21 protein-coding genes are annotated in these 22587 nt (G+C 70.6%); 14 read left to right on the forward strand and 7 right to left on the reverse strand.

All coding sequences use genetic code 11. The annotated features are described in order from the left end of the window. Nucleotides 1-85: 85 nt before the first annotated feature. The 3 genes from AHOG_RS26015 to eccB all read right to left on the reverse strand — a co-directional run bounded on the left by AHOG_RS26015 (nucleotide 86) and on the right by eccB (nucleotide 3494). Nucleotides 86-1354, reverse strand: coding sequence for a WXG100 family type VII secretion target (locus AHOG_RS26015; RefSeq protein ID WP_093943666.1), 1269 nt, complete (start codon nucleotides 1352-1354; stop codon nucleotides 86-88). A 20-nt stretch (nucleotides 1355-1374) separates the two neighbouring features. After that, the gene (locus tag AHOG_RS26020) at nucleotides 1375-1689 is read right to left on the reverse strand and encodes a hypothetical protein (protein ID WP_093943667.1); all 315 of its coding nucleotides are present in this window, start codon (nucleotides 1687-1689) and stop codon (nucleotides 1375-1377) included. A gap of 191 nt (nucleotides 1690-1880) precedes the next feature. After that, complete coding sequence (gene eccB, locus AHOG_RS26025; RefSeq protein WP_093943668.1) at nucleotides 1881-3494, reverse strand: type VII secretion protein EccB; 1614 nt, start codon at nucleotides 3492-3494, stop codon at nucleotides 1881-1883. Nucleotides 3495-3841: 347 nt separating this feature from the next. On the opposite strand from eccB, the gene eccE reads away from it, so the two are divergent. Together eccE and AHOG_RS26035 are read left to right on the forward strand one after the other, a co-directional pair. Continuing rightward, nucleotides 3842-5020 carry a type VII secretion protein EccE gene (eccE, locus tag AHOG_RS26030; RefSeq protein ID WP_169725955.1) on the forward strand — a complete coding sequence of 393 codons (1179 nt, stop codon included), beginning with the start codon at nucleotides 3842-3844 and terminating at the stop codon, nucleotides 5018-5020. Continuing rightward, nucleotides 5017-5745 carry a hypothetical protein gene (locus AHOG_RS26035; protein ID WP_093943670.1) on the forward strand — a complete coding sequence of 243 codons (729 nt, stop codon included), beginning with the start codon at nucleotides 5017-5019 and terminating at the stop codon, nucleotides 5743-5745. The genes eccE and AHOG_RS26035 overlap by 4 nt, the downstream gene beginning before the upstream one ends. Nucleotides 5746-5953: 208 nt before the next feature. Here AHOG_RS26035 and AHOG_RS26040 read toward each other — a convergent pair whose 3' ends face one another. Next, entirely contained in the window at nucleotides 5954-6370 is a 417-nt protein-coding gene (locus AHOG_RS26040) for a TIGR03668 family PPOX class F420-dependent oxidoreductase (protein ID WP_093943671.1), read from the reverse strand. A gap of 193 nt (nucleotides 6371-6563) precedes the next feature. Continuing rightward, entirely contained in the window at nucleotides 6564-6842 is a 279-nt protein-coding gene (locus AHOG_RS26045) for a hypothetical protein (protein ID WP_157737045.1), read from the reverse strand. Between the two features lie 819 nt (nucleotides 6843-7661). Here AHOG_RS26045 and AHOG_RS26050 point away from each other — a divergent pair. Beyond that, complete coding sequence (locus AHOG_RS26050) at nucleotides 7662-8330, forward strand: vitamin K epoxide reductase family protein (protein WP_093944823.1); 669 nt, start codon at nucleotides 7662-7664, stop codon at nucleotides 8328-8330. Nucleotides 8331-8410: 80 nt separating this feature from the next. On the opposite strand, the gene AHOG_RS26055 is transcribed toward AHOG_RS26050, so the two are convergent. Then, a complete protein-coding gene (locus tag AHOG_RS26055) occupies nucleotides 8411-9262 on the reverse strand; it encodes a VOC family protein (RefSeq protein ID WP_093943673.1) in 852 nt (283 codons plus the stop codon). Between the two features lie 324 nt (nucleotides 9263-9586). Here AHOG_RS26055 and AHOG_RS26060 point away from each other — a divergent pair, with 324 nt between their 5' ends. From AHOG_RS26060 to AHOG_RS26100, 9 genes are all read left to right on the forward strand, one after another. Then, on the forward strand, nucleotides 9587-11398 hold the full coding sequence (locus AHOG_RS26060; RefSeq protein WP_376700112.1) for an AMP-dependent synthetase/ligase: 1812 nt from the start codon (nucleotides 9587-9589) through the stop codon (nucleotides 11396-11398). An 80-nt stretch (nucleotides 11399-11478) separates the two neighbouring features. Next, nucleotides 11479-12282 carry an SAM-dependent methyltransferase gene (locus AHOG_RS26065; RefSeq protein WP_093943674.1) on the forward strand — a complete coding sequence of 268 codons (804 nt, stop codon included), beginning with the start codon at nucleotides 11479-11481 and terminating at the stop codon, nucleotides 12280-12282. 292 nt (nucleotides 12283-12574) lie between these two features. Further along, a complete protein-coding gene (locus AHOG_RS26070; RefSeq protein WP_169725907.1) occupies nucleotides 12575-14758 on the forward strand; it encodes a putative bifunctional diguanylate cyclase/phosphodiesterase in 2184 nt (727 codons plus the stop codon). A gap of 176 nt (nucleotides 14759-14934) precedes the next feature. Then, entirely contained in the window at nucleotides 14935-15399 is a 465-nt protein-coding gene (locus tag AHOG_RS26075; protein ID WP_093943676.1) for a PPOX class F420-dependent oxidoreductase, read from the forward strand. 342 nt (nucleotides 15400-15741) lie between these two features. Then, nucleotides 15742-16422 (forward strand): DUF4232 domain-containing protein, encoded by a 681-nt coding sequence (locus AHOG_RS26080; RefSeq protein WP_157737046.1) that lies wholly within the window; start codon nucleotides 15742-15744, stop codon nucleotides 16420-16422. Between the two features lie 305 nt (nucleotides 16423-16727). Further along, the gene (locus AHOG_RS26085; RefSeq protein ID WP_157737047.1) at nucleotides 16728-17375 is read left to right on the forward strand and encodes an O-methyltransferase; all 648 of its coding nucleotides are present in this window, start codon (nucleotides 16728-16730) and stop codon (nucleotides 17373-17375) included. A gap of 192 nt (nucleotides 17376-17567) precedes the next feature. Next, on the forward strand, nucleotides 17568-18608 hold the full coding sequence (locus AHOG_RS26090) for a hypothetical protein (protein WP_093943679.1): 1041 nt from the start codon (nucleotides 17568-17570) through the stop codon (nucleotides 18606-18608). Between the two features lie 97 nt (nucleotides 18609-18705). Then, nucleotides 18706-19560, forward strand: a complete 855-nt coding sequence (locus AHOG_RS26095) for a helix-turn-helix domain-containing protein (RefSeq protein ID WP_260404580.1) — start codon at nucleotides 18706-18708, stop codon at nucleotides 19558-19560. Then, nucleotides 19557-19751: a DUF397 domain-containing protein gene (locus AHOG_RS26100; RefSeq protein WP_093943681.1), complete on the forward strand. Its 195-nt coding sequence runs from the start codon at nucleotides 19557-19559 to the stop codon at nucleotides 19749-19751. The genes AHOG_RS26095 and AHOG_RS26100 overlap by 4 nt, the downstream gene beginning before the upstream one ends. A gap of 28 nt (nucleotides 19752-19779) precedes the next feature. Here the strand turns inward: AHOG_RS26100 and AHOG_RS26105 are convergent, their stop codons facing one another. Further along, nucleotides 19780-21555, reverse strand: a complete 1776-nt coding sequence (locus AHOG_RS26105; protein WP_169725908.1) for a M14 family zinc carboxypeptidase — start codon at nucleotides 21553-21555, stop codon at nucleotides 19780-19782. A 252-nt stretch (nucleotides 21556-21807) separates the two neighbouring features. Here AHOG_RS26105 and AHOG_RS26110 point away from each other — a divergent pair, with 252 nt between their 5' ends. Both AHOG_RS26110 and AHOG_RS26115 read left to right on the forward strand, forming a co-directional pair. After that, complete coding sequence (locus tag AHOG_RS26110) at nucleotides 21808-22068, forward strand: hypothetical protein (RefSeq protein WP_157737049.1); 261 nt, start codon at nucleotides 21808-21810, stop codon at nucleotides 22066-22068. A 228-nt stretch (nucleotides 22069-22296) separates the two neighbouring features. Beyond that, on the forward strand, nucleotides 22297-22548 hold the full coding sequence (locus AHOG_RS26115; protein ID WP_157737050.1) for a hypothetical protein: 252 nt from the start codon (nucleotides 22297-22299) through the stop codon (nucleotides 22546-22548). Nucleotides 22549-22587: the final 39 nt, after the last annotated feature.

The following is a 22587-nucleotide window of genomic DNA, read 5'->3' on the forward strand; positions in this document are numbered from 1 at the left end:
CCGCCCCTCGTCGTTCGGACGTCGATCGTCGTGAGTGTCAGCGCCATCGGACGTCGATTGCCGTCGGGCGTCAGCGTCCTCTGGCTCAGCGTAGATCGTCGTCGGCGCCGATCACGGGCGCGACGGTGGCCTCCGGCTCGCCGAACAGCTCGGTGGCGTCGGAGATCACCCGAGAGGACTTCTTGCGTTCCTTGTCCTCGTTCTGCTGAGCGCCGCCGCCCATTCCGCCGCCGCCCATCATCCCGCCCATCATTCCGCCGCCGCCTGCACCGCCGCCCGCGCCGCCCACGACGGACGACGGGGGCGTTCCGCCGGTGGCCGCCGCGATGCCGGTCGTCGCGCCGGACGACACCGGCGCGGCCGGACCGCTGGGCGCGCCGCCCGCACCGCCGATGCCCGCGCCACCGCCGACACCGACACCGCCACCGCCGACGCCCGCGCCACCGCCGCCTGCACCGCCACCGCCCGCGCCACCGCCGCCCACGCCCGCGGGTGCCGTCTCCGGCGCGGGTCCGCCGCCCGTGGCCGGCATCTCGAAGCTCCAGTCCTCGCCGGGATAGGTGTGGGCCATCTCGATGTCGGAGAAGGCGTTCTGCCCCTCGAAGCCCTCGCAGGCGCTCACCAGTGCCTGGAGGACCTCCCGGACCAGCTCGAACATCTCCACGACCGGACCCTGCATCTCCCGCAGGAAGTTCCGCGCCCGCTGCTCGCCCTCCAGCGGCAGCACCATCGCCTCGGACACCGACTCGGCGCCGTGCGCGAGGATCTCCACCATGTCCATCACCAACGCGCGGATGCCGTCGGCGGTGGCATCGAGGGCCTCGGCGAGCGCGACCATCGTCTCCGAGAGCGACGTCGTCGCCAGGCCGAACTGGTCGATGTGCGCCCGGAAGGACTCCGCGTCGGCGCCGGTCCAGCTCTCGTCCATCCCGCCGAGCGGGCTCGCGACGTCGACGGCGACGTCGTCGACGAGTCCGGCGGCCCGGCGCCACCGGTCGGCCTGCTCGTGCATGTCGGTCCAGCGGCCGACGACGGGACCGAAGTACTCCGCGACGGGGTCGGGCACACCCAGTTCCCGACTGATCCAGGAGAGGTACTCCAGGTGGCCGCTCACGCCGCCCGCGATCTGCTCGCCGTCGGGGCCGCCGAGCCCGCCCGCGTCGGGCTTGGCGGAAGCACGGTCCGGCGCGGTCTCGACGGGCGCGGGCGCGGCGAATCGGCCCGCGTGGTCGACCTGTCCGGCGCCGAGTGTCCCGAGGGCCTCGCCCCGTTCCGGAGCGGCGACGCGATCAGCGGTCGCTCGGCTCCACCGGCCGTCCGGAGCGATCTCGCGGCTGTACTGGTCGGGTCGCACGGCGACCTCCTTTCGAGTGTTCAGATCGAGTCGGTGCGCGTGAACCCGCTCGCCGAGTCCTCGTCCTGCGTCTGGTGCAGGGTGACGACGTTGCGCAGGCCCACGGCGGCGGCCGCCAGCACCTCGCAACCCCGGCGAGCCTGTTCGTAGAGGTGGTCGGCCACCCGCGCGTACGCGACGTCGGTGCCGACCTCCGCTCCCAGTTCGCCGAAGCTCTCCGCGCCGATCCGCGTCTCGTTGAGACCCTCGTCGGCCGCCGTCATGTCGTCGGCGGCGTTGTGGACGCTCTTCGCGTAGTTGTTCAGCCAGTCGATGTCGATGGTGATGTCGGACACGGCTCGCCCCCCAGAGAATGCCGAGATCATGGTTCGCGTCGCTGCCGGTGAGACGGCGTGCGACGCCGTACGGTTCCCACCTGCGAGAAGAAGACCCGAAGACGACGGCGGGCGCCGACCCTCACAGAGGATCGGCGCCCGACCGCGGTCCGCGGCCTTCGACGGTCGTGCCGGTTCTCGCTCCCGAGGAGCTAGAAACCGAAGAGGTCGTCCTCCGACTCGGTCTGCTCCGGCTGGGCCGCCTCGGGGTCGAGAAGGATCCGGTCGCCGCCGCTGCCGTCGAAGGGCACCGCGTCGTACACCCGGCTGACGTCCTCCTGGTCGAGACGAGGGCCGCTGGGCAGCAGGCCGAGGATCGACTGCGGCCCGGCGTCGACCGTGGAGCCCTCGGCCGCCAGGTCCAGGCCCGCCACGTGCGCCATATCCGGGATGCCGTAGGTCACGCCCCGGTCGGAGACGAAGTGCAGCGGGCCTCGTTCGAAGCCCTCCTCGCTGGTGGCGGCGCGGACCACGGCGGCGTTGCCCGGCGGCATGAAGAAGTAGTCCACGTGCTCGCTGCTGGACAGCCGGACCGCACGCATCTCGACGTCGCTGTCCTCATCGGACTTGGGCAGCACGACCTCGTCGCCCAGGGTGAGTTCGATGCGCTGTCCGTCGGAGCCGTCCCAGGTGAAGCAGGACATCTCCGACTCCCGGAAGGACACCGGGGTCGGCAGCTGCTCGGGCAGGTCGGAGACGTCGATGCGGTTCTCCGTCTCCGACAGCCGGGTCAGCTGGTCGGCCTGGATGCCCGGCGTCGCGACCGTCAGGTCCTGCTCGGCGCGGATCAGGTCGGCCACGCCCTCGGGGATCTGCTGGTAACCGTCCGCCAACAGGAGGTAGTAGCCGCGGACGCCCGCCGCGGTCTCGGAGAAGGCCACCGTCCCGACCTGTGCGTCCGACTGGTCGCTGAGCTGGACCGGCTGTTCGAGCGGGCTGCCCACGTTCGGGATCTCCGGGGCGCCGAAGGGGGCGACCTCGGGGATCGCGTTGAGCAGCCCGAGGCTGATCGCCCGAGGCGTCGGATCGGAGTTCAACACGGCGGCGGCGGCCACCGGGTCGTTCTCCACGTCGATCGGGGCGCGGACCACTCCTCGGGAACCGCCCTCGTCGCCGGACGGCCGATAGATCAGGTAGTGCTGCTGATTCTCCGCCGAGTGCACCAGCAGCGCCTGCTCGTCGGTCATCGGCGTGCCGGGCATGTCCTCGACACCCGCCAGGACCGTGGTCTCCGGGCGGGCCACCGCCTCGGCGTCGGGGTGGCTGTCGTCCAGTTCCGCGACGTCGCACAGTCCCCAGCTGGGGACGATGCGGCGATCCGAGCCCGGCATGTAGTCCGGGGCGCCGATCAGCCCGGTGAGCTGTCCCCGCGGAATGTCGGCCAGCACGTCGTCGCCGATGACCTTCATCTCGCTCTTGGAGTCCGCGCCGAGCTGCATCTGCAACAGCCGGGCGGACGCCATGTTGGTCATCGGGATCAGCTGCATCCCGTCGTTGTCCACCGCGACGTAGACCCCGCCCGACGGTTCGGACACGACCACCGCTCCCGCGTCCGGCGGCCGTGCACGGGGGGAGATGATCCCGAAGATGAGGAACCCGAGCAGGCCGACCACGGCCAGCGCGACCCCCGCTCCGACCGACCGCATGTGCGTGCGCATCGGATCGTGCAACATCACCGCGTCCTTGCGCACCAGCGCCGACTGCATTCGTCGCAAAACGAAGCGATAAGCCTGGACCTGGGACTTGGTGGTAGGTGTTGACGGCATTTCGAACCTACAGCTCTCTAGTCCACGGTACGGTTCGGAAGAATAGCGGGCGCGGGCTCGGCCTGAGCCTGGATTGCGGGAAGCAGGGCCCAAAGCCGCTGTCACACTGTGAGCTCGTCATGCTTCACCGCTGTCGGGCGATCACGATCGCGCCGTCCACACCACCCACGCCGTCACGCGCCAGCGAGGGGAAGACCGAACACATGTCCGTGACCACACCACCGCATCCGGCAGCAGCGCGTCCTGCTCCGCCAGGACCAGGACAAGGACCCGCGCCCGGCACTGCGGCACGGCCGATCGGCAGGGTCCGCAGGCGGACCGTGGGTGCCAGTCTGGGCGCGCTGCCGGTGTCCAACGTGGTGGTGCTCGAGGTCGGGCTCGCCGTGGGACTGCTGGTGATGGCGATCAACATCGACCTCTGGCCGGTCTCGGCCGGAGTGCTCGTGGTGGCGTTGGCCGTCGCGTTCGCCCGCTGGCGCGGCCGATGGGTGGTGCAGTGGAGCGGGCTGACACTGCGATACCTGTTCCGGTCGCACACCCGCGTCGTGACGCCGCCCGCGCCGACCGACGGCGAGGTGCCCGCCCCGGAGGAGAAGACGGTCACCGGGCCGGAGGACGCCAGGGTCGCGCTGCTGCGGCTGGTGATCCCGGATCTGGTGGTGGCGCATGCCAAGGATCACGAGCGCAGGCCGCTCGGACTGGCCTGGCACGACGGCGCGTGGACCGCGGTGCTGATGGTCGAGCCGGCCCCCGCGCTGGTGACCCACGTCGGGGCGGCGCCGAACCTGCCCTTCGGCGCGTTGGCGCCGTGTCTGGAGGACCGGGGCGTGATCCTGGACTCGATCCAGGTGATCTGGCACTGCTATCCCGGGAGCGCCTCGCTGCCCGCGAGCTCGCCCGCGTTGAACTCCTATCTCGAGGTCCTCGGACCGCTGCCCGCCGCGGCCCGCCGCAGCACGCTCGTCGCGGTGCGGCTGGACCCCCGGCGGTGTCAGAGCGCGGTGTCCGAGCGCGGCGGCGGCGTGGTCGGCGCGCATCGCGCCCTCATCGGCGCCCTGTCGCGGGTGCGCAACGCGATGGAGGGCCAGGGCGTGCCCACTCGCCCGTTAGACGTCGACGAGCTGCTGCGCGCCGGGATCTCCACGGCCAATCTCCAGTCGGTCGCCGGGGCGCAGGCCAGGGTCAGCCTGCGCGAGCGGTGGGCGGGGGTCACGGCGGGCGGCGTGGGACACGCCAGTTATGCCGTGACGGCGTGGCCGAGCCGCGCCACCCACAGTCTCAACGCGCTGACCGGTGTCCGGGCGCTGTCGTCCACCGTGACGATGTCCATCTCGCCGACCGAGGACGAGGGCCAGGTCAGTCTCCGCGGCCTCGTGCGGGTCAGCGCCCGTACGCCGAGTGAGCTGGCCGCCGCGCACACCCGGCTGAATCAGCTCAGCGGGAAGCTCGGCGTGGCCCTGACGCCGCTGCGCGGCCTTCAGGTCCCCGGCTTCGCCGCCACGCTGCCGTTGGGAGGCACGGTATGAGCAGCAGTCGCATCGCCTACAGCCAGCGCGGCGACGCGGGCGTCGCGCCGGAGTTCCTGGTGTCCCCCGCGATGCTGGACGTGGTCAGCCCCTCCGGCGACCGGGGCGGCATGGTGCTCGGCTCCGGCATGAAGGGCGAGCCGCTGACCATCTCGGTGCTGCGCTCGGCACCGACCAGGGTCGTCATGGTGGGCGGGCTGTATCTGGCTCGTCAGGTGGCCCTGCGGGCGATGGCCACGGGTGCCTCCGTGGTGATCGCCACCGGCAGGCCCGCCGCGTGGCAGATGCTGGTCCGGGCGGCCGGTCAGCTGCCCGACGGCCGTCCCGTCCCGCTGGTGCAGATCCGCAGGCTCAGCCCCGTGGAGCTTCCCCGGCCGACCGAGGACTCCCCGCTGCTCGTGGTGCACGACGAGGGCCACCTGCCGCATGATCTCTTCCCACCTCGGTCGCCGTGGCAGACGACGCTGTACGTGCTGCCGTACCTGCACCCGAACGCGACGGCCACCGCCAACGCCGCCGATCTGGTGCTGCTGCAGCGCATGCCGGTCGGCCAGGCACAGCTCGCCGCACGGGTGTGGCGGCTCCCGCCGCCGATGATGCAGCAGCTCACGACGTTGAAGGACGACGGCGTGGTGGCGCTGGGTCACAACCTCTGGCGGCCGTTGCGGCTGATCACCACGAAGAAGGAGCAGGAGATCCTCGGCCCGGTGCGCCGCGGAGACTGATCGGAGCGGGCTCGGCCGGGACGCCGCCCGGGTCCGCCGCCGGTATCCGTCTCTCACGGCGTCGCCTGACGACTTCGCGGGCCGTCCGAGCCGCAGGGCCCCCGGGCGGCCGGGTCCGCACCGCGCCGGGCAGCCTGCGGGCTCGTCAGAGTCGATGCGCAAGCACCGCGCGACCACCGCCCGCTGTCTCGGCATCGCGGGCGCGGGCTCAGCTCGCCGACCAGCCCGACCAGTGCTCGACGTCGATCCTGATGACCGGCCCGGCGGGCGGGTCGGCCAGGTACTGCGGGTACTTCGCGGCCAGCGCACGCAACGGGGTCGCCATGACCGCGGGCTCGGCCTCGATCCGCGCGGTGCCGTCGACTCGGACCCACCACAGCCGAGACCAGTCCGGCTCATAGTGGTCGACGAGCAGCGACACGGCCGGATGTCTGCGGATGTTGCGAAGCCTGGCGAGCTGTCGCGTCGACTTCGGCTTCTGGTCGATCACCAGGTAGACCGACTCCCCCACCATCGTGAAGGTCACGGGAACAAGCTGCGGCCTGCCCGCCGCGTCGATGGTGCCCAGTCTGGCGATCAGGCAGCTTTCGAACCGTCGACGGCACCGTGCCAGGTCAAGGCGCATCGGCGACCACCATCGGGGGGCGGATCGGTCCCGGGAGGCGACGGGCGGCGCCGGCGAGGAGGCACGATGCCGCGGGCCGCCGTCGGGGCGAGCGGGCGGTGCGGGCATCGCGCGGAGAGATCACGAACACAGAGTGGCACAGGTCATCCGACGAACACGGACCGTCGGATCACCTGTGCCACGAGCTGATGAATCAGCGGCCTGCGGTGCGCAGCGCGACCGGCATCCGAAGCGGCATGCCGATGCGGCGACGGTAGACGTAGAACCCGAAGGGAACGCCGAGTGCCGCGCAGGCGATCAGGGGCAGAATCGGCACGACGAAACCGAACGAGAACGCGATGACCGCCAGCGCCATGATCGTGGTTCGCGGCCCCATCGAGCTGAGGACGACGCCCACAATTCCGCTGAAAATCAGAATAAGTGCGATGATGAACAAAAAGGGGACAAGCTGGGTCGAGACGAAGCTCCCCACCGAAACAACTCCCTGAAACGTCAGAACTTCCCCGGGGACTCGATCACTTTAGCCGTCGAGCGACGCGAAAGCCAGCCACCGAATTCGATCGACCGACCTGCGGGACCGACAAGCACGGTGGATGAAACCGCTGGTCAGCGCCACCGGATGCCAAGGTTGTCTTTCTGTGACACGCGTCACGTCCTGACTTCGCCGAGTCAGGGCGGCCACCCACAGTCACCGGGAGCCCCCGTTACCGGCCGGTATTCGCCCCCGCATCCGACGCTTTCCGGGCGAGCTCGAACAGCGGTCACCCGAACCCGGGGCGGTCGGCCCGCATTGCCGGAGTCGATCCCACGATGCCCGCCGCATCAAACGGGTGGATTTCGTCGACCATTCATCTGAATTCTCCATTCGGTTCCACCTCCTTCTCCGCGGATCGCTGTCACCGACCCGTCGCGACGTTTCACACCGACGCCGTCAGGGCTGAAGGACGGCAGGCTCGCCGGGCCGCCCAGGCGAATCGAGACACGCCCGCGGGGCACGGATCGGCGCTCGCCTGCCGGAACGCGAGCCCGACAAGTCCGCCCGATCGGGCGAGAGGAACAGACACGGACTCCGGTGGGACCACGCCCCTGACCGGCACCGGAGGCCCCGTCGGCGGCGGGACGACACCCCGGCGAGCCGACCGCGACCAGCCGCCTCGACATCACCGTCGGTGGCGAGCACCCCGGAACGCCCGAGGTCGGACGATGTCCGACACACCGGCCGATCACGCATCGTGACGATGATGACCTGATCCTCGGATTCGGTCGCGGGCAGCGGACTACCATCGTGACCGTGGCTCACCAGCTCGCGGACGAGAGCGCGGCAGGCTCGCTCGGTTCGTCCGCACCAGAAGACCGCCCCGACGACCGGGCGGACTCGGCCGAGCACCCCGGCTCGCGCGCACTGGCTCTACTACTGGCCGTTGGCGGCGCCGTCGGCTTCGCCGCGGCCTTCGTCCTGCTCATCGAGCGGATACAGCTGCTGATCGATCCGCTCTACATTCCCTCGTGCAGCCTCAACGAGGTGCTGAGCTGCGGATCGGTGATGACGACGCCGCAGGCCGCCGCGTTCGGCTTCCCCAACCCGATCATCGGGGTGGCGACCTTCCCCGTGGTGACGACCATCGGCGTCGCGCTGCTCGCGGGGGCGCGATTCCACCGCTGGTTCTGGCTGGGGCTTCAGGCGGGCGTCACCTTCGGCATGGTGTTCGTGCACTGGCTGATCTACTCGAGTCTGTTCGAGATCAGGGCACTGTGCCCGTACTGCATGGTCGTGTGGGCCGTGATGCTGCCGATCTTCTGGTACACGACGGTGGCCAACATCCGAACGGGCAGGCTGCCGTCGGGCGCCGTCGGACGGGCACTGGTCGACTACCGCCACGTGGTGATGCTGACCTGGAGCCTGGTGATCGTCGCGCTCGTGGTTCAGGCGTTCTGGGGCTACTGGGTCAGCCTGTTCTAGCCGAGTCCGATGCGGCCCGCCCGCGCGCAGACCCCGGCCGATGCTCTCGGCACCCGCCGGGCCCGGGCGCCGGAATCGGTTCAGTCGTCGTACGGGTCGTAGACGGCCGCCGACTCGTGTCCCGTCGCCGCGCCTGCATCGATGAGCCCGAAACGGGCACCGGTCACGTCACGGAGCACCGCGATCCGCCCGTAGGCGGAGTCGAAGGGCTCGACCCGGAGCTCCGCACCGAGCGACCTCGCCCGCGCGACCGTCTGATCCACTCCGACCGCCGGATCGACCCCGAAGTACACGAGCCAGTGCGGCTCCGTCTGCGGGCCGGCGTCCTTGACCATCCGCACCCTGGCCAGCACCGAGTCGCCGCCCACGTACCAGACGACGAAGTCGGAACGCCTGCCGTCGCCGAATTCTCTCGCCTCGTACTCGAACAGCGTCTCGTAGAAGTGGTCCGCGAACCGCACCCGATTGGTGATCAGCTCGGCCCAGATCAGCGATCCCGGCCTGCCGACCTCGAACTGCCAGCCGTCGCCCGCCTGTAACAGCGCGATCTCGGCGCGGCTGGAGTCCCGCAGCACCACCCGCCTGCCCAGCGCACCCAGCTCCTCCTCCGCACGCAGGACCTGCGCGCCGAACCGTCGCGCGGCGGCGGCGGCCTCACCGACCCGTTGCACGGCCAGGTGCAGCACCCAGCTGGACGCGGCCGCCCGGCGTGCGGAGACGCCGCCGACCGGGATGCCGTCCCGCGTCGCCACGAAGTAGTCCTCGCCCGCGCCGCCCTGCTCGACGGGCTGGGTCTGGTACTCCCAGTCGAACAGCGCCGCGTAGAAGTCCAGCGCGGCCGCCGGCTCGGTCGAGCAGAGGTCCACCCAGCACGGCAACCCGCGCGGCAGACTCGCGTAGAGCATCGTTCCGCCGATCCTCGACATCGGCATGTGACCACCCCCGAAGTTGATCGAGAGGGTCATTATGTCGCGGGGTCACCGACCGTGGGGCGAACGCCGTGGAGGATCGACCGAAGGCGGCGACGTCTCGCGGGCGGCCCGCCGCCTCGGAGGTGCGTCGCAGGCCTCGCCCAAGGCAACGGTCACGCATCCATGCCGCACCGAGCCGTGCGTGCCCCTTGCCCATGCCTTCGGTTACAGACACGATACGGACTCATCGCGTTCACCTGATGAGAACCGCCATCAGGTATCCGGGGGCAGGATGTCTCCTCGAACCGACCAGACCGGGCCTCATCCGTCAGCTAAGGAGCCGTCGTGACCGAGATCAGCGTCCCTCCCTTGGTAACGGCGCAGCCGGAAGGCGGACTGGCCGACATGGTCCACGCCAACGCCGCCGATGCTCCGACACAGGTGGTGTTCGGCCGTAAGCAGGGCGACGGCACCTGGTCGGACGTCACCACCACGCAGTTCCGCGACGAGGTCGTCGCGGCGGCCAAGGGTCTGATCGGCTCGGGCATCAAGCCGGGAGACCGGGTCGCCCTGCTGGCGAGGACTCGGTACGAGTGGACGCTGCTCGACTTCGCGATCTGGACCGCGGGCGCGATCACCGTTCCGGTGTACGCCACCTCCTCCCGTGATCAGATCGGCTGGATCCTCGCCGACTCCGGTGCCGTCGCCGCCGTGGTGGAGAACCAGGCGAACGCCGACGACGTGGAGGCGGTCAGGGCGGACGCCACCGCGTTGACGACCGTCTGGCAGATCGAGGCGGGCGGGGTGGCTGCGATCGTCGAGGCGGGCAGTGACGTCAGCGACGACGAGGTCGCCCAGCGCCGGACGGCCGTCAAGGCGAGCGATCCGGCCACGATCATCTACACCTCGGGCACCACGGGACGCCCCAAGGGCTGCGTCCTCACCCACGCGAACTTCTACGCCGAGGTGGACAACGCGGTCACCCTCCTGCACCAGCTCTTCAAGCGGCAGTCGGCAGACGGGCCGCCGCCCTCCACGCTGCTGTTCCTGCCGGTCGCGCACGTGTTCGGCCGCATGGTGCAGGTGGCCGTGGTGCGGGAGCGCGTGCACACCGCGCACGCCCCGGACATCACCGAGCTCACCGCGGACCTCCAGTCCTTCCGGCCCACGTTCATCCTCTCGGTGCCTCACGTCTTCGAGAAGGTGTTCAACCGCGCAAGTCAGAAGGCCCGCTCCGAAGGCAAGGGCAGGATCTTCGACCTCGCCGCCAAGACGGCCATCGCCTACAGCAAGTCGTTGGACACCGGGGGGCCCGGCCTGCTGCTCAAGGCCAAGCACCTGCTGTTCGACAAGCTCGTGTTCAGCAAGCTGCGCGCGGTGCTCGGCGGCCGCGTGCGGTACGCGATCTCCGGCGGTGCCCCCCTCGGCGAACGTCTCAGCCACTTCTACCGAGGGCTGGGCCTGCTCGTCTTCGAGGGTTACGGCCTCACCGAGACGACGGCCGCCGCCGCGGTGAACTCCCCGGAGAAGATCAAGCTGGGCACCGTGGGCAGGCCGTTGCCCGGCAACGCGATCCGCATCGCCGAGGACGGCGAGGTCCTGATCAAGGGCGGGGTCGTGTTCCAGCAGTACTGGAACAACCCCGAGGCCTCCGCCGAGTCCTTCGACGACGGCTGGTTCACCACCGGCGACCTCGGCGAACTGGACTCCGACGGCTACCTGCGCATCACCGGGCGGAAGAAGGAGATCCTGGTGACCGCGGGCGGGAAGAACGTCGCTCCGGCAGGCATCGAGGACGTCATCCGGGCCCACCCGCTGATCTCGCAGGCGCTGGTCGTCGGGGACGCCAAGCCGTTCATCGCCGCGCTGATCACGATCGACGCCGAGTCGTTCCCGCAGTGGAAGTCGGAGAACGACAAGCCCGCCGACGCCACGGTCGCCGATCTGGCCGACGACGTGGACCTGATCGCCGCCGTGCAGGAGGCGGTCGACGCGGGCAACGAACGGGTCTCCCGCGCGGAGTCGGTGCGCAAGTTCCGCATCCTGCACTCGGACTTCACCATCGACGACGGTCACATCACCCCCTCGCTGAAGCTCCGGCGGGCCGCGATCGCGAAGGACTACGCGGCGGAGATCGACGATCTGTATCAGAAGTGATGGATCACACAGGGCGCTGAACGTCGTCGAGTGGAGGCTCGGTAATCTCCACTCGACGACGGCACGGCACGAGGTGATTCATGACCCGGTGGACCAGAACGCCGTTTCCGGTGACGCTGGAGATGCCCAACGCCGCACGGGTGTACGACTTCTACCTTGGTGGCAGTCGCAACTTCGCCGCCGACCGCGAGTTCGCCCGCCATGCGATGCAGGTGATGCCCGAGATTCGGGATCTGTGCATCTACAACCGGCTGCTCGGTCGGAGTCTGGTGCACCGGTTCATCGCCAGGGGAATCCGACAGTTCCTCGACATCGGCTCCGGCATTCCGACGGTCGGCAACACCCACGAGGTGGCCCAGCGGCTGATCGACGACAGTCGCGTCGTCTACGTCGACAATGAACCGCTCACGGTCGGACAAAGCAGACTTCTCCTCGCGGGCGACGAACGCGCGATGATCGTGGAGGCGGACGTCCGCGATCCGGAGCTCATCCTCGCCGCGGCGGCCGATTCCGGTTTACTGGACCTGAGCCGTCCGGTGGCGCTGCTCATGACGGCCCTGCTGCACTTCATCCCGGAAGCCGACAGACCGACCGGCTTCCTGTCCCGCTACCACGACGCGCTGGCCCCCGGCAGCGTCTTCGCCTACACCCACCTGACCGCCGATCACCGACCCGACCAGATGGGACGATTCGCCAGGCTCTATCACGACACGCCGACTCCGGTCGTCATCAGGACGCGGGCGGAGATCGAGGCGTTGTTGAGCGGATTCACTCCATTGGGCGGCGCGAACGACGGCATGGCCTGGGTACACGAACAGAGCGAGATCACCGGTCTGGAGCATGTCGCCGCGTTGGGTTATCTGGTAGTCGGCCTCAAGGACTGAAACATGACCCGATAAATCGGTACAGTCTCCTTGAAGCGCACCGACTGTGACGCCCCGGTCGCACAACCCGGTCTATTTGCTGTAAGAATCAACTGGCAGACCGAGGAAGCGCACTGCGAGGCTTACCGTGACCCAGCAGCTGAATTGGTTACCTCATGGACTCAGGCGAACGCCCGATGACGACGAGGGGCGCGATGTCGTCGGCGGCGAGGGCGACGGCGGAGCGGACGACGACGCACCGGGGGCGGGAGGTCCACCACTCACCCTCGGTATGGCGAACGGAGCCGTCCGCGTGAGCGACGAGCTGAGCGCCTCCCTCGTTCAGGAGACCAGGTCCGTCGCCCGACGCGATCCGGCGCTGGCGGAGTTCGCCCACGACTGGGCCGCCTCGGTGTTCCTGACCAGCTACGTCGCGATGACCCGGCAGGACACCGAGGACCTGCTGTCACGCTTCGCCCATCGGCTGGAGGCCGCCCTGCGGCGGGAGCCCTTCAGCCCGGAGGAGGGCAGGCGGATCGGCGCCGCGATGATCGGTGCGCATTTCACCGACTCGACGACGCTGGAGAACACCCTTCGTGTGCTGGGCACCCGGCTGCGGCCCTGTCTCTCCCCGCCCCCGCACCTGAGCGAACGGGAGGTGGCCACCCGGCTGATCGCGCTGAGCAGTGCTCTGGCCGCCGGTTACGCCGCGGCCCTGCAGGACCACGTCCTGCGGCAGCAGGAGGATCTGAAGGTGTCGATGATGCTGGAGCGCCAGCGCAGCGATGCCATGCTGAAGGAGAGCGACGCCCGCTTCCGTACCGCCGTCGAGGGATGCGCGACCGGTGTGGCGACCCTCGATGTCCGCGCCAGGGTCCAGACGGCGAACTCGGCGCTGGCGGAGCTGTTCGCCACGGGCGGTTCGGAGCTGGTCGGGCGAGACATCCTCACCATGGTCCATCCCGAGGACCTGCCCAGCGCGGCCGAGCATCTGACGGCGCTGAGCGCGGGCGAGTGCGACCGCTTCCGCTCGGCGATGCGATTCCTGATCGACGGCGAACAGCCCGTCTGGACCAGGGTCACCGGCTCGCTGATCAGGGACAAGCAGGGGATGCCCGACCAGATCGTGATGTTCGTCGAGGACTGCACCCAGTCGTTCTTGAATCAGGAGATGGTCCGCAGGCAGCTCATGGTGGACCCCCTGACCGGGCTCGCCAATCGCTCGGTCCTCGTCTCGCAGATGGAGGCCGTCCTCGGCTCGCTGCGACCCGACGGGCGGCTGGCGCTGTGCTACTTCGGACTCGACGGCTTCCGACTGATCAACGACGGCCTCGGCTACGACGTGGGCGACGAGGTGCTGCGCAAGGTCGCGGGTCGACTCGCCGCCGAGGTCGCCTCGACCGGTGAGCTGGTGGCCAGGATCAGTGCCGACGAGTTCGTGGTGCTGATCCCGGACACCCGCGGCACGGCGCCGGTCGTCGAACGAGTCGAAGTGCTGCTGGCCGCGCTGACCGAGCCGATGCGCGTGTGCGACCGGGACGTGTCGGTGTCGGTGAGCGTCGGCGTGGTGGAACGATCGGCCGCGGAGGTCGGCCCGCTGGAGCTGATCCGGGCGGGTGATCTGACGCTGCGCGCCGCCAAGGACGACGGCCGGGCACAGTGGGCCCTCTACGATCCGGACCGCGATCAGATCGGCCACCGTCGATCCCGACTCGCGGCGACGATGCCCGCCGCCCTGCGCGCTCACGAGTTCTACCTCGACTTTCAGCCGGTGATGCGGCTTGCGGACGGGCGGCTGACGAGTGTGCGCGCCGTGGCCCGCTGGGATCACTCGGAGTTCGGGCTGTTGTCTCAGGACGACTTCGTCGGCCTGGCGGCCGAGGCGGGCCAGGTGGTGGACTACGGCCGCTGGCTGCTCCGACAGGCCTGTGAGCAGGCACAGCGATGGCGTCGCGGCCTCGGCTCCACCCCGACGGTCAGCGTCGCCCTGGTGGACAGACAGGTCCGCGATCAGGACCTGGTGCGCGATGTGCGGACCATCCTGGACGAGACCGGGCTGCCTCCGGCGAGTCTTCGACTGGAGGTGCCCGCCGTGGCCGCCTTCACCGACACCGGCGAACCGCTGGACACCTGGTCGATCCTCGCCGAGCTGGGCGTTCGCCTCGTCGTCGGCGAGCTGGGCTCGATGGGACGGCTGCTCTCCCGGCTGCGGCTGCTACCGGTGGAGGCGGTCCTGGTGTCCGGCGTGCCCGCCCGCGATCCCAACGAGGGCTCCGACGCGGTCGACCAGTTCGCGTTGCGCAGCATGGTCGCGATGTTCCGCAGGCTCGGGCCCGCCGTCATCGCGAGCGACGTCGACGACGCCGCGCAGGCACGCAGGCTCCGGACGATGGGCTGTGAGCTCGCCTACGGCGAGTTCTTCGGTCCGCCGTCCGACCCGATGGGCATCGAGGAGCTGGTGGCCGCCGGGTCTCTGGTGCGGGGCACCGAGCGGTGATCACGACGGCGAGCAGGCGTGGAGGCACGCCTCGTGGCTGTCCGATGCGACGGCGCGCGGCCCGGCCGGACGTCGGCGTCCGCCGCGCCGGGTTCCGACGGCACGGACGGCAGCCCGGGCCGGTCGGCGCGACGCCGTTCGGCACGGATCGGCCTGGCGGCCACTAGACTCGCCGCATGCCTCGCAAGATCGCCACCGCTGACGTCGTCGAGCTGCCGCGGCTGCTGGAGTTCCTGCGTGCCCGCAGTCAGGGCCTGCTGATCACCAGCCGGGCGGACGGTCGTCCGCAGGCGTCGCCGGTGACCTACGGCGTCGACGAGGCAGGCCGGATCGTCGTCTCCACCTACCCGCAGCGGGCCAAGGTCCGTAATCTCCGTCGGGCGAACGATGCGAGCCTGGTGGCACTGTCCTCGGACTTCGACGGGCCGTGGGTTCAGGTGGACGGCACGGCCGAGGTGATCGACGTCCCGGACTCGGTGGAGCCGCTCGTCGACTACTTCCGCGCCGTGGCGGGCGAGCACCCGGACTGGGCGGAGTACCGACAGGCCATGGTCGAGCAGAACAAGTCCCTGGTACGCCTCACGCCGCGACGCTGGGGCCCGATCGCCACCGGCGGGTTCCCGCCGGAGCTGGCGGACTGACCGAGATCACGAAGCGGCGGCGCGGGCATCGCGCCGCGGCTCGTCGCCGGGCATCGCGTCCGGACATGCCGCGCGGCACTCCTGTCGCCCGTCGTGCACCCGGCAGGGCGACCCGGTGTCCACGCCTTCCCACCGTCGCGAACTGCGACGACCGTCGCGGTGAGCCCCCGCCGGTGCCGTTCCCGCACCTCGCTCGCGCTGCGCGATCCCTCCCCGTTCCGGATGATCGGTCGACGGCCGAGACAACCTCGGCCGGGCCTGTCCCGTCTCCACGACAGGCGCCGATCAATGCACTCCGACGATTCGCCGCCGCGGTGACGCGGCGGCCAGGAGGTGATCCCGATGGCTTTCACCAGCAGAATCCTGTGGCTGCCCGCGCTGGCGTGTGCGGCGTTGCTCGGCGTCGCGGGCTGCGGCCAGGAGTCGACGCGGAACATGGGCGATGACGACTCGACGGCCGTGACGGAGACCGAGGAGACCGCGCCGACGACCACCGAAACGCCGTCCGAGACGAGCACGACGCAGCCGAGCTCTCCTTCGGAGTCCGCCCCGGGGACCGGCGGCGACGTCGAGAGGCCGGAGTCCTCCCGCGGCGCCGACGAGCCGGATCGCTGTCACGCGGACGACCTCACCGGATCCTTGGAACCGCTGGACTCGGCGGCGGGCAATCGTTACGCGGACCTGGTGCTCACCAACGACGGTGACGAGGCCTGCGGCATCTACGGGTACGGCGGGCTCGAACTGGTCGACGAGGACGGGACGGCGCTGCCGACCCGGCTGGAGCGCGTCGCCGACCCGGCGCCGACACTCGTCGAGCTGGCCCCGGGCGAGAGCGCGACGAAGCTGCTGCACTGGGGCGTGGTCCCCGGCGAGGGCGACGATCCGGAGGGCGACTGCGGACCCGACCCGACGCGGATCAGAGTGATCCCGCCGGACGAGACGGATTCGCTGAACGTCGACTGGGATCTCGGCCCCGTGTGTCAGCAGGGCAAGGTCGACGGCAGCGCCTACGTGGCGGGCTGAGGCGCGCGGCCGCCGCCGGGTGCGGGCGCGGCGTGATCGACGACGCGGGCGGACCGGCGGTCATGAGACGGGACGCTCACTCGGCGGCGCGGTGCGGCTCGGCGGTCCGGGATGACTCGGCGCCGTCGGCCGCGCCGACCTGGTCGCCCGGCCCACGCCGGTAGCGGGCGGGGGCTCGAGCGCACCGTCACACCGCGGGCCGATGCGGGCGCCGTGCCCGCCGTCGGCCGTATCGTCGACACGGCGTGATCCGGCCGCCGCAGCCCCGACGGCCGGACACCACGGCAGGAGGCGAGGACGCGCTGATGACACAGTCCCACGACGGCACCGATTTCTGGGCGGACCGATTCTGGGCCGAGGACGATCTGCTGGCCGCGCTGCGAGCCGACATCGCCGCTCGCGCCCCGCGAATTCAGATCCAGGCGGAGGCGGGCGCCGCGCTGACCACGTTGCTGATGGCCGCCGGAGCCCGTCGAGTGCTGGAGATCGGCACGCTGTTCGGCTACAGCGGCGTGTGGATCGGCCGGGCGCTGCCCGAGGACGGCACCCTGGACACCCTGGAGCTCTCGCCGACGCATGCCGAGGCGGCGCGCGAATGGTTCGACCGGGCGGGGCTCGGCGCGAAGGTCACCGTGCACGTCGGCGCGGCCCTCGACACGCTGCGGACCCTCACCGGTCCGTACGACGCCGTCTTCCTCGACGCGGACAAGACCGAGTACCCGGACTACCTCGACCGGTGTCTTCCGCTGCTGCGGCCCGGCGGGCTGCTCATCGCCGACAACCTGTTCCGTCGGGGCGCCGTCGCCGGTGAGCCGGAGGCGCCCGACTCGGCCGTCGACGAACGGTCGGCGGCCGTGCGGGTCTTCGCCGATCGGATCGCGAGCGATCCCCGGCTCCAGTCCACGGTGCTGCCGCTGGGTGACGGACTCTCGGTGAGCGTGCTTCGCGGCTGAGGCGGCCCGCCGACGAGAACTCCGCAGGCCATCGAAAGGCTCGCCCGAACAGCCTAAAGCCACGGGCGATCATCCGCCGAACGACTACTGTCCATGATCTTCCTACGCCCGAACGAGTGTGGTGACGCGGCGGGCGACCCCGAGCAGGTGCGGTTCCGGTGGCCGGTAGTGGTGAGGGAGAATCCTGGTCCAATGGGCGAGGACCGAGTCGAACTGCTGATCACCGTGGTGGTCGGCGTCGAGGACGATCGGCGGGCTCGGGCGGCCTGCCAGAGTCTGCTGTCCCTGGCGGGCGGCCGGATCGTCGAGTCGGTCGACTGCTCCGCCGAGGAGCCGGGCTGCTGGTCGGTCACGATCCGCGGACCGGCCGAGGTCACGACGGGCGAAGACGAATCCGGCACCCTGAGCCGGGCGGTCCGCCGGTTCCTGCGGCGGCTGGGCTCCGAGTACACCACCCATCGGGTCTCGTGCGAGCCGCCGACGGCCTGGGCCGTGCTCGACGACCCCGAGCTGCTCGGCGCCGTCGTGCCGTCGGGTGAACGACTGCTGATCGAGGCCTGGTCCGACGACAGCGCGCTGCCCGACGTCGAACCCGCAGGGGCCGATCCCGCCGGCGACGCGACCGGCGGTTTCAGCTTCTTCGGCGGCGACCAGGACGCCGAGCCGGCCGTCGAGTCGACCATCCGGCTGCGTGTGTCGGTCCAGGCGGACCGGCAGGCGGGCGCGCACTGGCAGGCCCGTGCGGTGGCGGGCAGGCTGGGGAGCAGAGCGACGATCCTCCGCACCGAGTCGACCGACGGCCGGACGTTCGCGGTGACGATGGACGTCGGCAGCAGACTCGGCACGCCTGCGGACGTCGCGCGTCAGGCCGCCGCCGCGCTCGGCAAGGCAGGCTGGTCCACGCTCCACGAGGCGGACGACTCGGCCGTCACCGAATGGTCGGCCGGCTCACCCGGGCGCAACGGCCTGGTCGGACTGCGACTCGTCGTCCGCGGCCGCATCGACGCCGAGGCCGACGGGCCCGCCCACGATCCGTCCGAACCGGACGACGCCGACGATCGGACAGCCGACTTCCCGGCCTACGACGGCGAACCGCCTCGGACGAACGCGGGCGACCCGACGCGGTCCGACCGTGCGGGCTCGGCACCGCCGTCTCGGGCGGAGCTGCTGTCGGCCGAGCATCGGCGCTCGCTGCCTCATGACGAACAGCGCTGGTCGTGGTGGTCGCGGTGAGCGACGCGCGTCCGGGTCCACTCGACCGGGGACTACCCGTCGCGCTTGATTGATCATGGTCGTCGGGCGTGATCGACAGCGGGCTATCGTGCGCGCCATGAAAGGGCGACCGACGATCCGACACCGGCGACTGTGTGCACGGCTTCACCGGATGCGGAACGACACCGGCATCGAGATCGAGCAGGTCATGGCCGAGATGGGCTGGTCACGCAGCACCGCACGACGGAAGGAGAACGCCACGACGTCGTTGAGCGTCACCGAGGTCCGTGCGCTCTGCGCGCTCTACCGAGCCACCGCGGAGCAGGAGGCCGCGCTGGTGGACATCGCCGCGCGGCTCCGAGAGCCCGGCTGGTGGCAGCCCTATGCGGCGGGGGCCACGGGCGCCTTCCGTGACTTCCTGGAACTGGAGTCGGAGGCCGACGAGGTCCGGAACTTCGAGATCGACGTCGTCCCCGGCCTGCTGCAGACCGAAGGCTACGTCCGGGCGCTGGTCGAGTCGTGGATTCCTCGGGTCTCCGAGGCGACGGCGCACGCGCGGATCTCCCTGCGGCTGGCGCGCAGGCAACGACTGCTGACCGGGCCGTCGACGTTGTGGGCCGTCATGGACGAGGCGGCGCTGCGTCCGCGCATCGTGACGGGCCGGGCCTGGCGGGAGCAGACGGCGGCCCTGCTGGAGTTCGCCGATCACCCGAACATCACTCTGCAGGTGCTTCCGTTCTCGGCGGGCCCGCATCCCGCGATCGGCAGCCCGTTCGCCTGGCTGGGGCTGCCGGAGACCGATCCCGGCGTGGTCCTGCTGGACAACGTCGCGGGCAGCGTCGCCGTGGAGGACGCCGCGGAGGTGCGGCGGTTCCGCGATGCCTTCGATCACCTGCGGGCGATGGCACTGGCTCCGGCCGAGACTCGGACCTTCCTCGCGACCGCCCTGCGTGAACAGGAGAAGACGACGTGAACGACTGGCGCACGAGCAGCCGCAGCAACGGCCAGGGCCAGTGCGTCGAGATTCGTCGGACACCGGGATGCGTGCGCATCCGCGACACCAAGGATCGGGCGGGCGCGACGCTGCTCGTGGGCCGGCGCGCCTTCGACGCCCTGGTCACGGCGCTGCGCGCCGATCGGCTCGACCGGGTGGTCCGGCTCTGATCGAACCGGGCCACCCCGCGGCGCTCGGTCACGGGCCTGCCAGCCACGCCGAGGTGATCGGCCCCCAGTCGCCGTCCGCGTCCTGGGCTCGCACATGGACGGGATGCCTGCCCGCGGGCAGCCCGGCGGTGCTGATCACTCCGCCCACGCTCACCTCGGTACCGGCGCCCTGCACTCTGATGGGCTGCGGGGTGCCGCCCGCCCACGGCGGTGCGCCCAGGTAGACCTCGGCGGCCACCACGTCCTGCGCGGCGGGTCTGCCGACGCCCGCCTCCCCGTAGGCGTCGTCGGCGGCGGTGGCGTGGACCGACGCCCATCGGCCCAGGGCACGGATGCTGGTCACCTCCGAGACCGTCGGCCCGAGCGAGAGCGCGTAGGGCTGTCGTGCCGTCTTGGCCGCGTACAGCAGTGCGTCGCGATTGAGCTCCCAGAACATGTCCTGACATGAGTAGGCCGCGTGGAATCCCGGACAGCCCGACGCCGAGGAGCCGATCTCGAAGGTGTAGGAGGCGATGCCGAGCGTGTCGTAGGTCCAGTCGTCGGTGGCCCCGGTGACCCCGTAGAGCACCTCCGGCGGCTGACCGGTGGTGTAACCGTTGAAGTGGCTGAGCCGGAAGCCCAGCGAGCGCAGTCCCGCGTCGTTGGGCGCCTGCTGTGTCGCGTCGTGACCCCACGGGAACAGCACGAGGTCGCCGGTGGAGTGCAGGGTGATCATGGTGCCGGTGGTGGTCGGCGGCGCGGCGTCGTCCTCGCCGGGTCCCCGCTGATCGTGGAAGAGCGCCTCGATCAACGTGGCGAGCCGTGCCGTCTCCGGTTCGGAGTTCCCTCTCGGCCCCGGGTAGGTCTGCGCGCACGGGTTCGGGTTGGTGCCGACGCCGCCCCAGCGGGTGTCCCAGTTGCGGTTCAGGTCGATGCCGTCGTGATCGGACGACCAGGAGCCGCCGGTCCCGCATTCGACGACGTTGTTCGCGTCGTCGACGTTCTTGCGCTGCCAGGCCGGACTGCTCGCGCCGAGGCCGACCTCCGCGATGCCCTCCTCCACGACGGTGACGCCGTCGGGGTTGACCTGTGGGACCACCCAGATCTCGGTGTCGGCGAGCAGCGTGGTGATCTCGGCGTCTCGGGTGTGGCCGTCGAGGAGTTCGGTGACGAACCGCCAGGCCAGTTCGCTGGTGGTGAGCTCGCGGGCGTGGACCTGGGCCAGCAGCAGGAGTCTCGGCCTCGGGGTGTCGGGGTTCAGGGCGCAGTTCTCGCCCGCGTCGGCGGTGATGCACAGCGCGGTGAGTCGGTGACCCGTCCGCCAGTCCTGCTGTCGCCGCCACGAGTCGCCGTACTCGACCTTGCGCACCAGATCGGGGTAGGCGGCGGCGACGTCGGCCGCGAACCGCTGATGGCCCGCCACGGTGCGGTAGCCGCCGTAGAAGGTCGGGTACTCCCGGCCCGCGAGCCGGTCGGGCAGCGGGTGGCCTCCTGCTTCCGCGGGCAGCACGGTCGGCGCGGCGGGGTCGGACCGGACGGGTTCCTCGCCCGCCTCGGCCAGTTCGTCCCGAGTGTCCGCGTCGCCGAGGACGACGAGGTGGTCACCCTCCCGACCGACCACCTCGAAGCCCTCGCGCGTGAGCCGCTCGGCGAGCACGGCGTGCGGCTGGTCGCCGACCGGAATCCGGTGGAGCAGCATCTGGTCCTCGACCCCCGCCGGGACGGCGAGGTCCGCCGCGGCGACGGCCGCGGGAGTGCTGGTGAGTGCGACGGCCGCCGCGAGGAGCAGCGGCCCGATCCGTTGTCGCTGTCTGGCCGTGAGCATCGACACCGCCTGAGACGAGTACGAAGGAGACGGACCTCGAATTCTCCGCACGGTTCTCCGACACCGGCAAGACGCCGTTCCGCCGCACCTGACTAGGGACGTCCGGGCCAGGCGGGTGAGGCACGACCGCCGAGCGTGTCGGAGGACGACGATGTTCCTTGCATGGCCGAGCTGATCACCCACTAACCTCGAACACACACACGCGGCGACGATCGTCGGGCGCGACTTCGGCAGGATGTGGAGGCAGGGGGCATGGCAGGCATCGAAGAGGTTCGGGCAAGCGTCGCGCTGGCCAACGAGAGGGTCAGTCAGGCGCTCGCCGCAGTGGCGTCGGCCGTCGAGGCGACGCAGGACGCGCACTCCATCTTCTCCTCGGCGACCCAGGGCAGCGCCCAGGTCGCGGTGCCACAGGGCCTCGGGATGTTGACGCAGGCAGGCGAGAACCTCACCGCCGCCAACGGGAATCTCAACGGTTGGGTGGGGTTCGCCGACGAGTACGTCTCGCGACTGTGAGCACCCGTCCGGGCGACGACACCCGACGCGCGGCGTCCACCGGCCTCGACACGGCGGCACGGCGCGAACCCGTCGGCGGAGACTGATCGGTTCAGGCCGATCTCGCTCGGACTCATTCCATCAGGTTCCTCCGAACGGACCGCGGCGACGCATCGGCGACGCGACGCCGTCGGGACAGACACGGCGGACACGGCAGTGATCGAGCAGTGGTCGAAAGGTGACGCGGAGATGTCGGGTGTCGAAGACGTGCGTGCCGCGCTGGAACAGGTCAGAGAGCAGATCAACCTGGCACGCACCAGCACGGCCACGGCCCTCCGCCTGGTCGAGGAGGCCCTGGCCATCGTGGCCGAGGTGGAGTCGGACCACCACGAGACCATCACCCCGCCGGAGGCGGGCCGCGCCAGGGGAGATCTCGACCGGACCCTGGAGTCGCTGACGGGTTCGGAGCAGGCGGTGGATGCGGTGCTCAGCCGGCTGTGATGATCGCAAGTAACGTTGATCTCGACAGGCCGGTGGTCA

The organism is Actinoalloteichus hoggarensis, assembly GCF_002234535.1.
Taxonomy (GTDB): domain Bacteria; phylum Actinomycetota; class Actinomycetes; order Mycobacteriales; family Pseudonocardiaceae; genus Actinoalloteichus_A; species Actinoalloteichus_A hoggarensis.

Bases quoted from the DNA above. Each gene is read 5' to 3' on its own strand.
- eccB (WP_093943668.1), bottom strand. From the start codon at position 3,494: ATGCCGTCAACACCTACCACCAAGTCCCAGGTCCAGGCTTATCGCTTC.
- AHOG_RS26035 (WP_093943670.1), top strand. From the start codon at position 5,017: ATGAGCAGCAGTCGCATCGCCTACAGCCAGCGCGGCGACGCGGGCGTC.
- AHOG_RS26040 (WP_093943671.1), bottom strand. From the start codon at position 6,370: ATGCGCCTTGACCTGGCACGGTGCCGTCGACGGTTCGAAAGCTGCCTG.
- AHOG_RS26055 (WP_093943673.1), bottom strand. From the start codon at position 9,262: ATGCCGATGTCGAGGATCGGCGGAACGATGCTCTACGCGAGTCTGCCG.
- AHOG_RS26065 (WP_093943674.1), top strand. From the start codon at position 11,479: ATGACCCGGTGGACCAGAACGCCGTTTCCGGTGACGCTGGAGATGCCC.
- AHOG_RS26075 (WP_093943676.1), top strand. From the start codon at position 14,935: ATGCCTCGCAAGATCGCCACCGCTGACGTCGTCGAGCTGCCGCGGCTG.
- AHOG_RS26080 (WP_157737046.1), top strand. From the start codon at position 15,742: ATGGCTTTCACCAGCAGAATCCTGTGGCTGCCCGCGCTGGCGTGTGCG.
- AHOG_RS26085 (WP_157737047.1), top strand. From the start codon at position 16,728: ATGACACAGTCCCACGACGGCACCGATTTCTGGGCGGACCGATTCTGG.
- AHOG_RS26090 (WP_093943679.1), top strand. From the start codon at position 17,568: ATGGGCGAGGACCGAGTCGAACTGCTGATCACCGTGGTGGTCGGCGTC.
- AHOG_RS26095 (WP_260404580.1), top strand. From the start codon at position 18,706: ATGAAAGGGCGACCGACGATCCGACACCGGCGACTGTGTGCACGGCTT.
- AHOG_RS26105 (WP_169725908.1), bottom strand. From the start codon at position 21,555: ATGCTCACGGCCAGACAGCGACAACGGATCGGGCCGCTGCTCCTCGCG.
- AHOG_RS26110 (WP_157737049.1), top strand. From the start codon at position 21,808: ATGGCAGGCATCGAAGAGGTTCGGGCAAGCGTCGCGCTGGCCAACGAG.
- AHOG_RS26115 (WP_157737050.1), top strand. From the start codon at position 22,297: ATGTCGGGTGTCGAAGACGTGCGTGCCGCGCTGGAACAGGTCAGAGAG.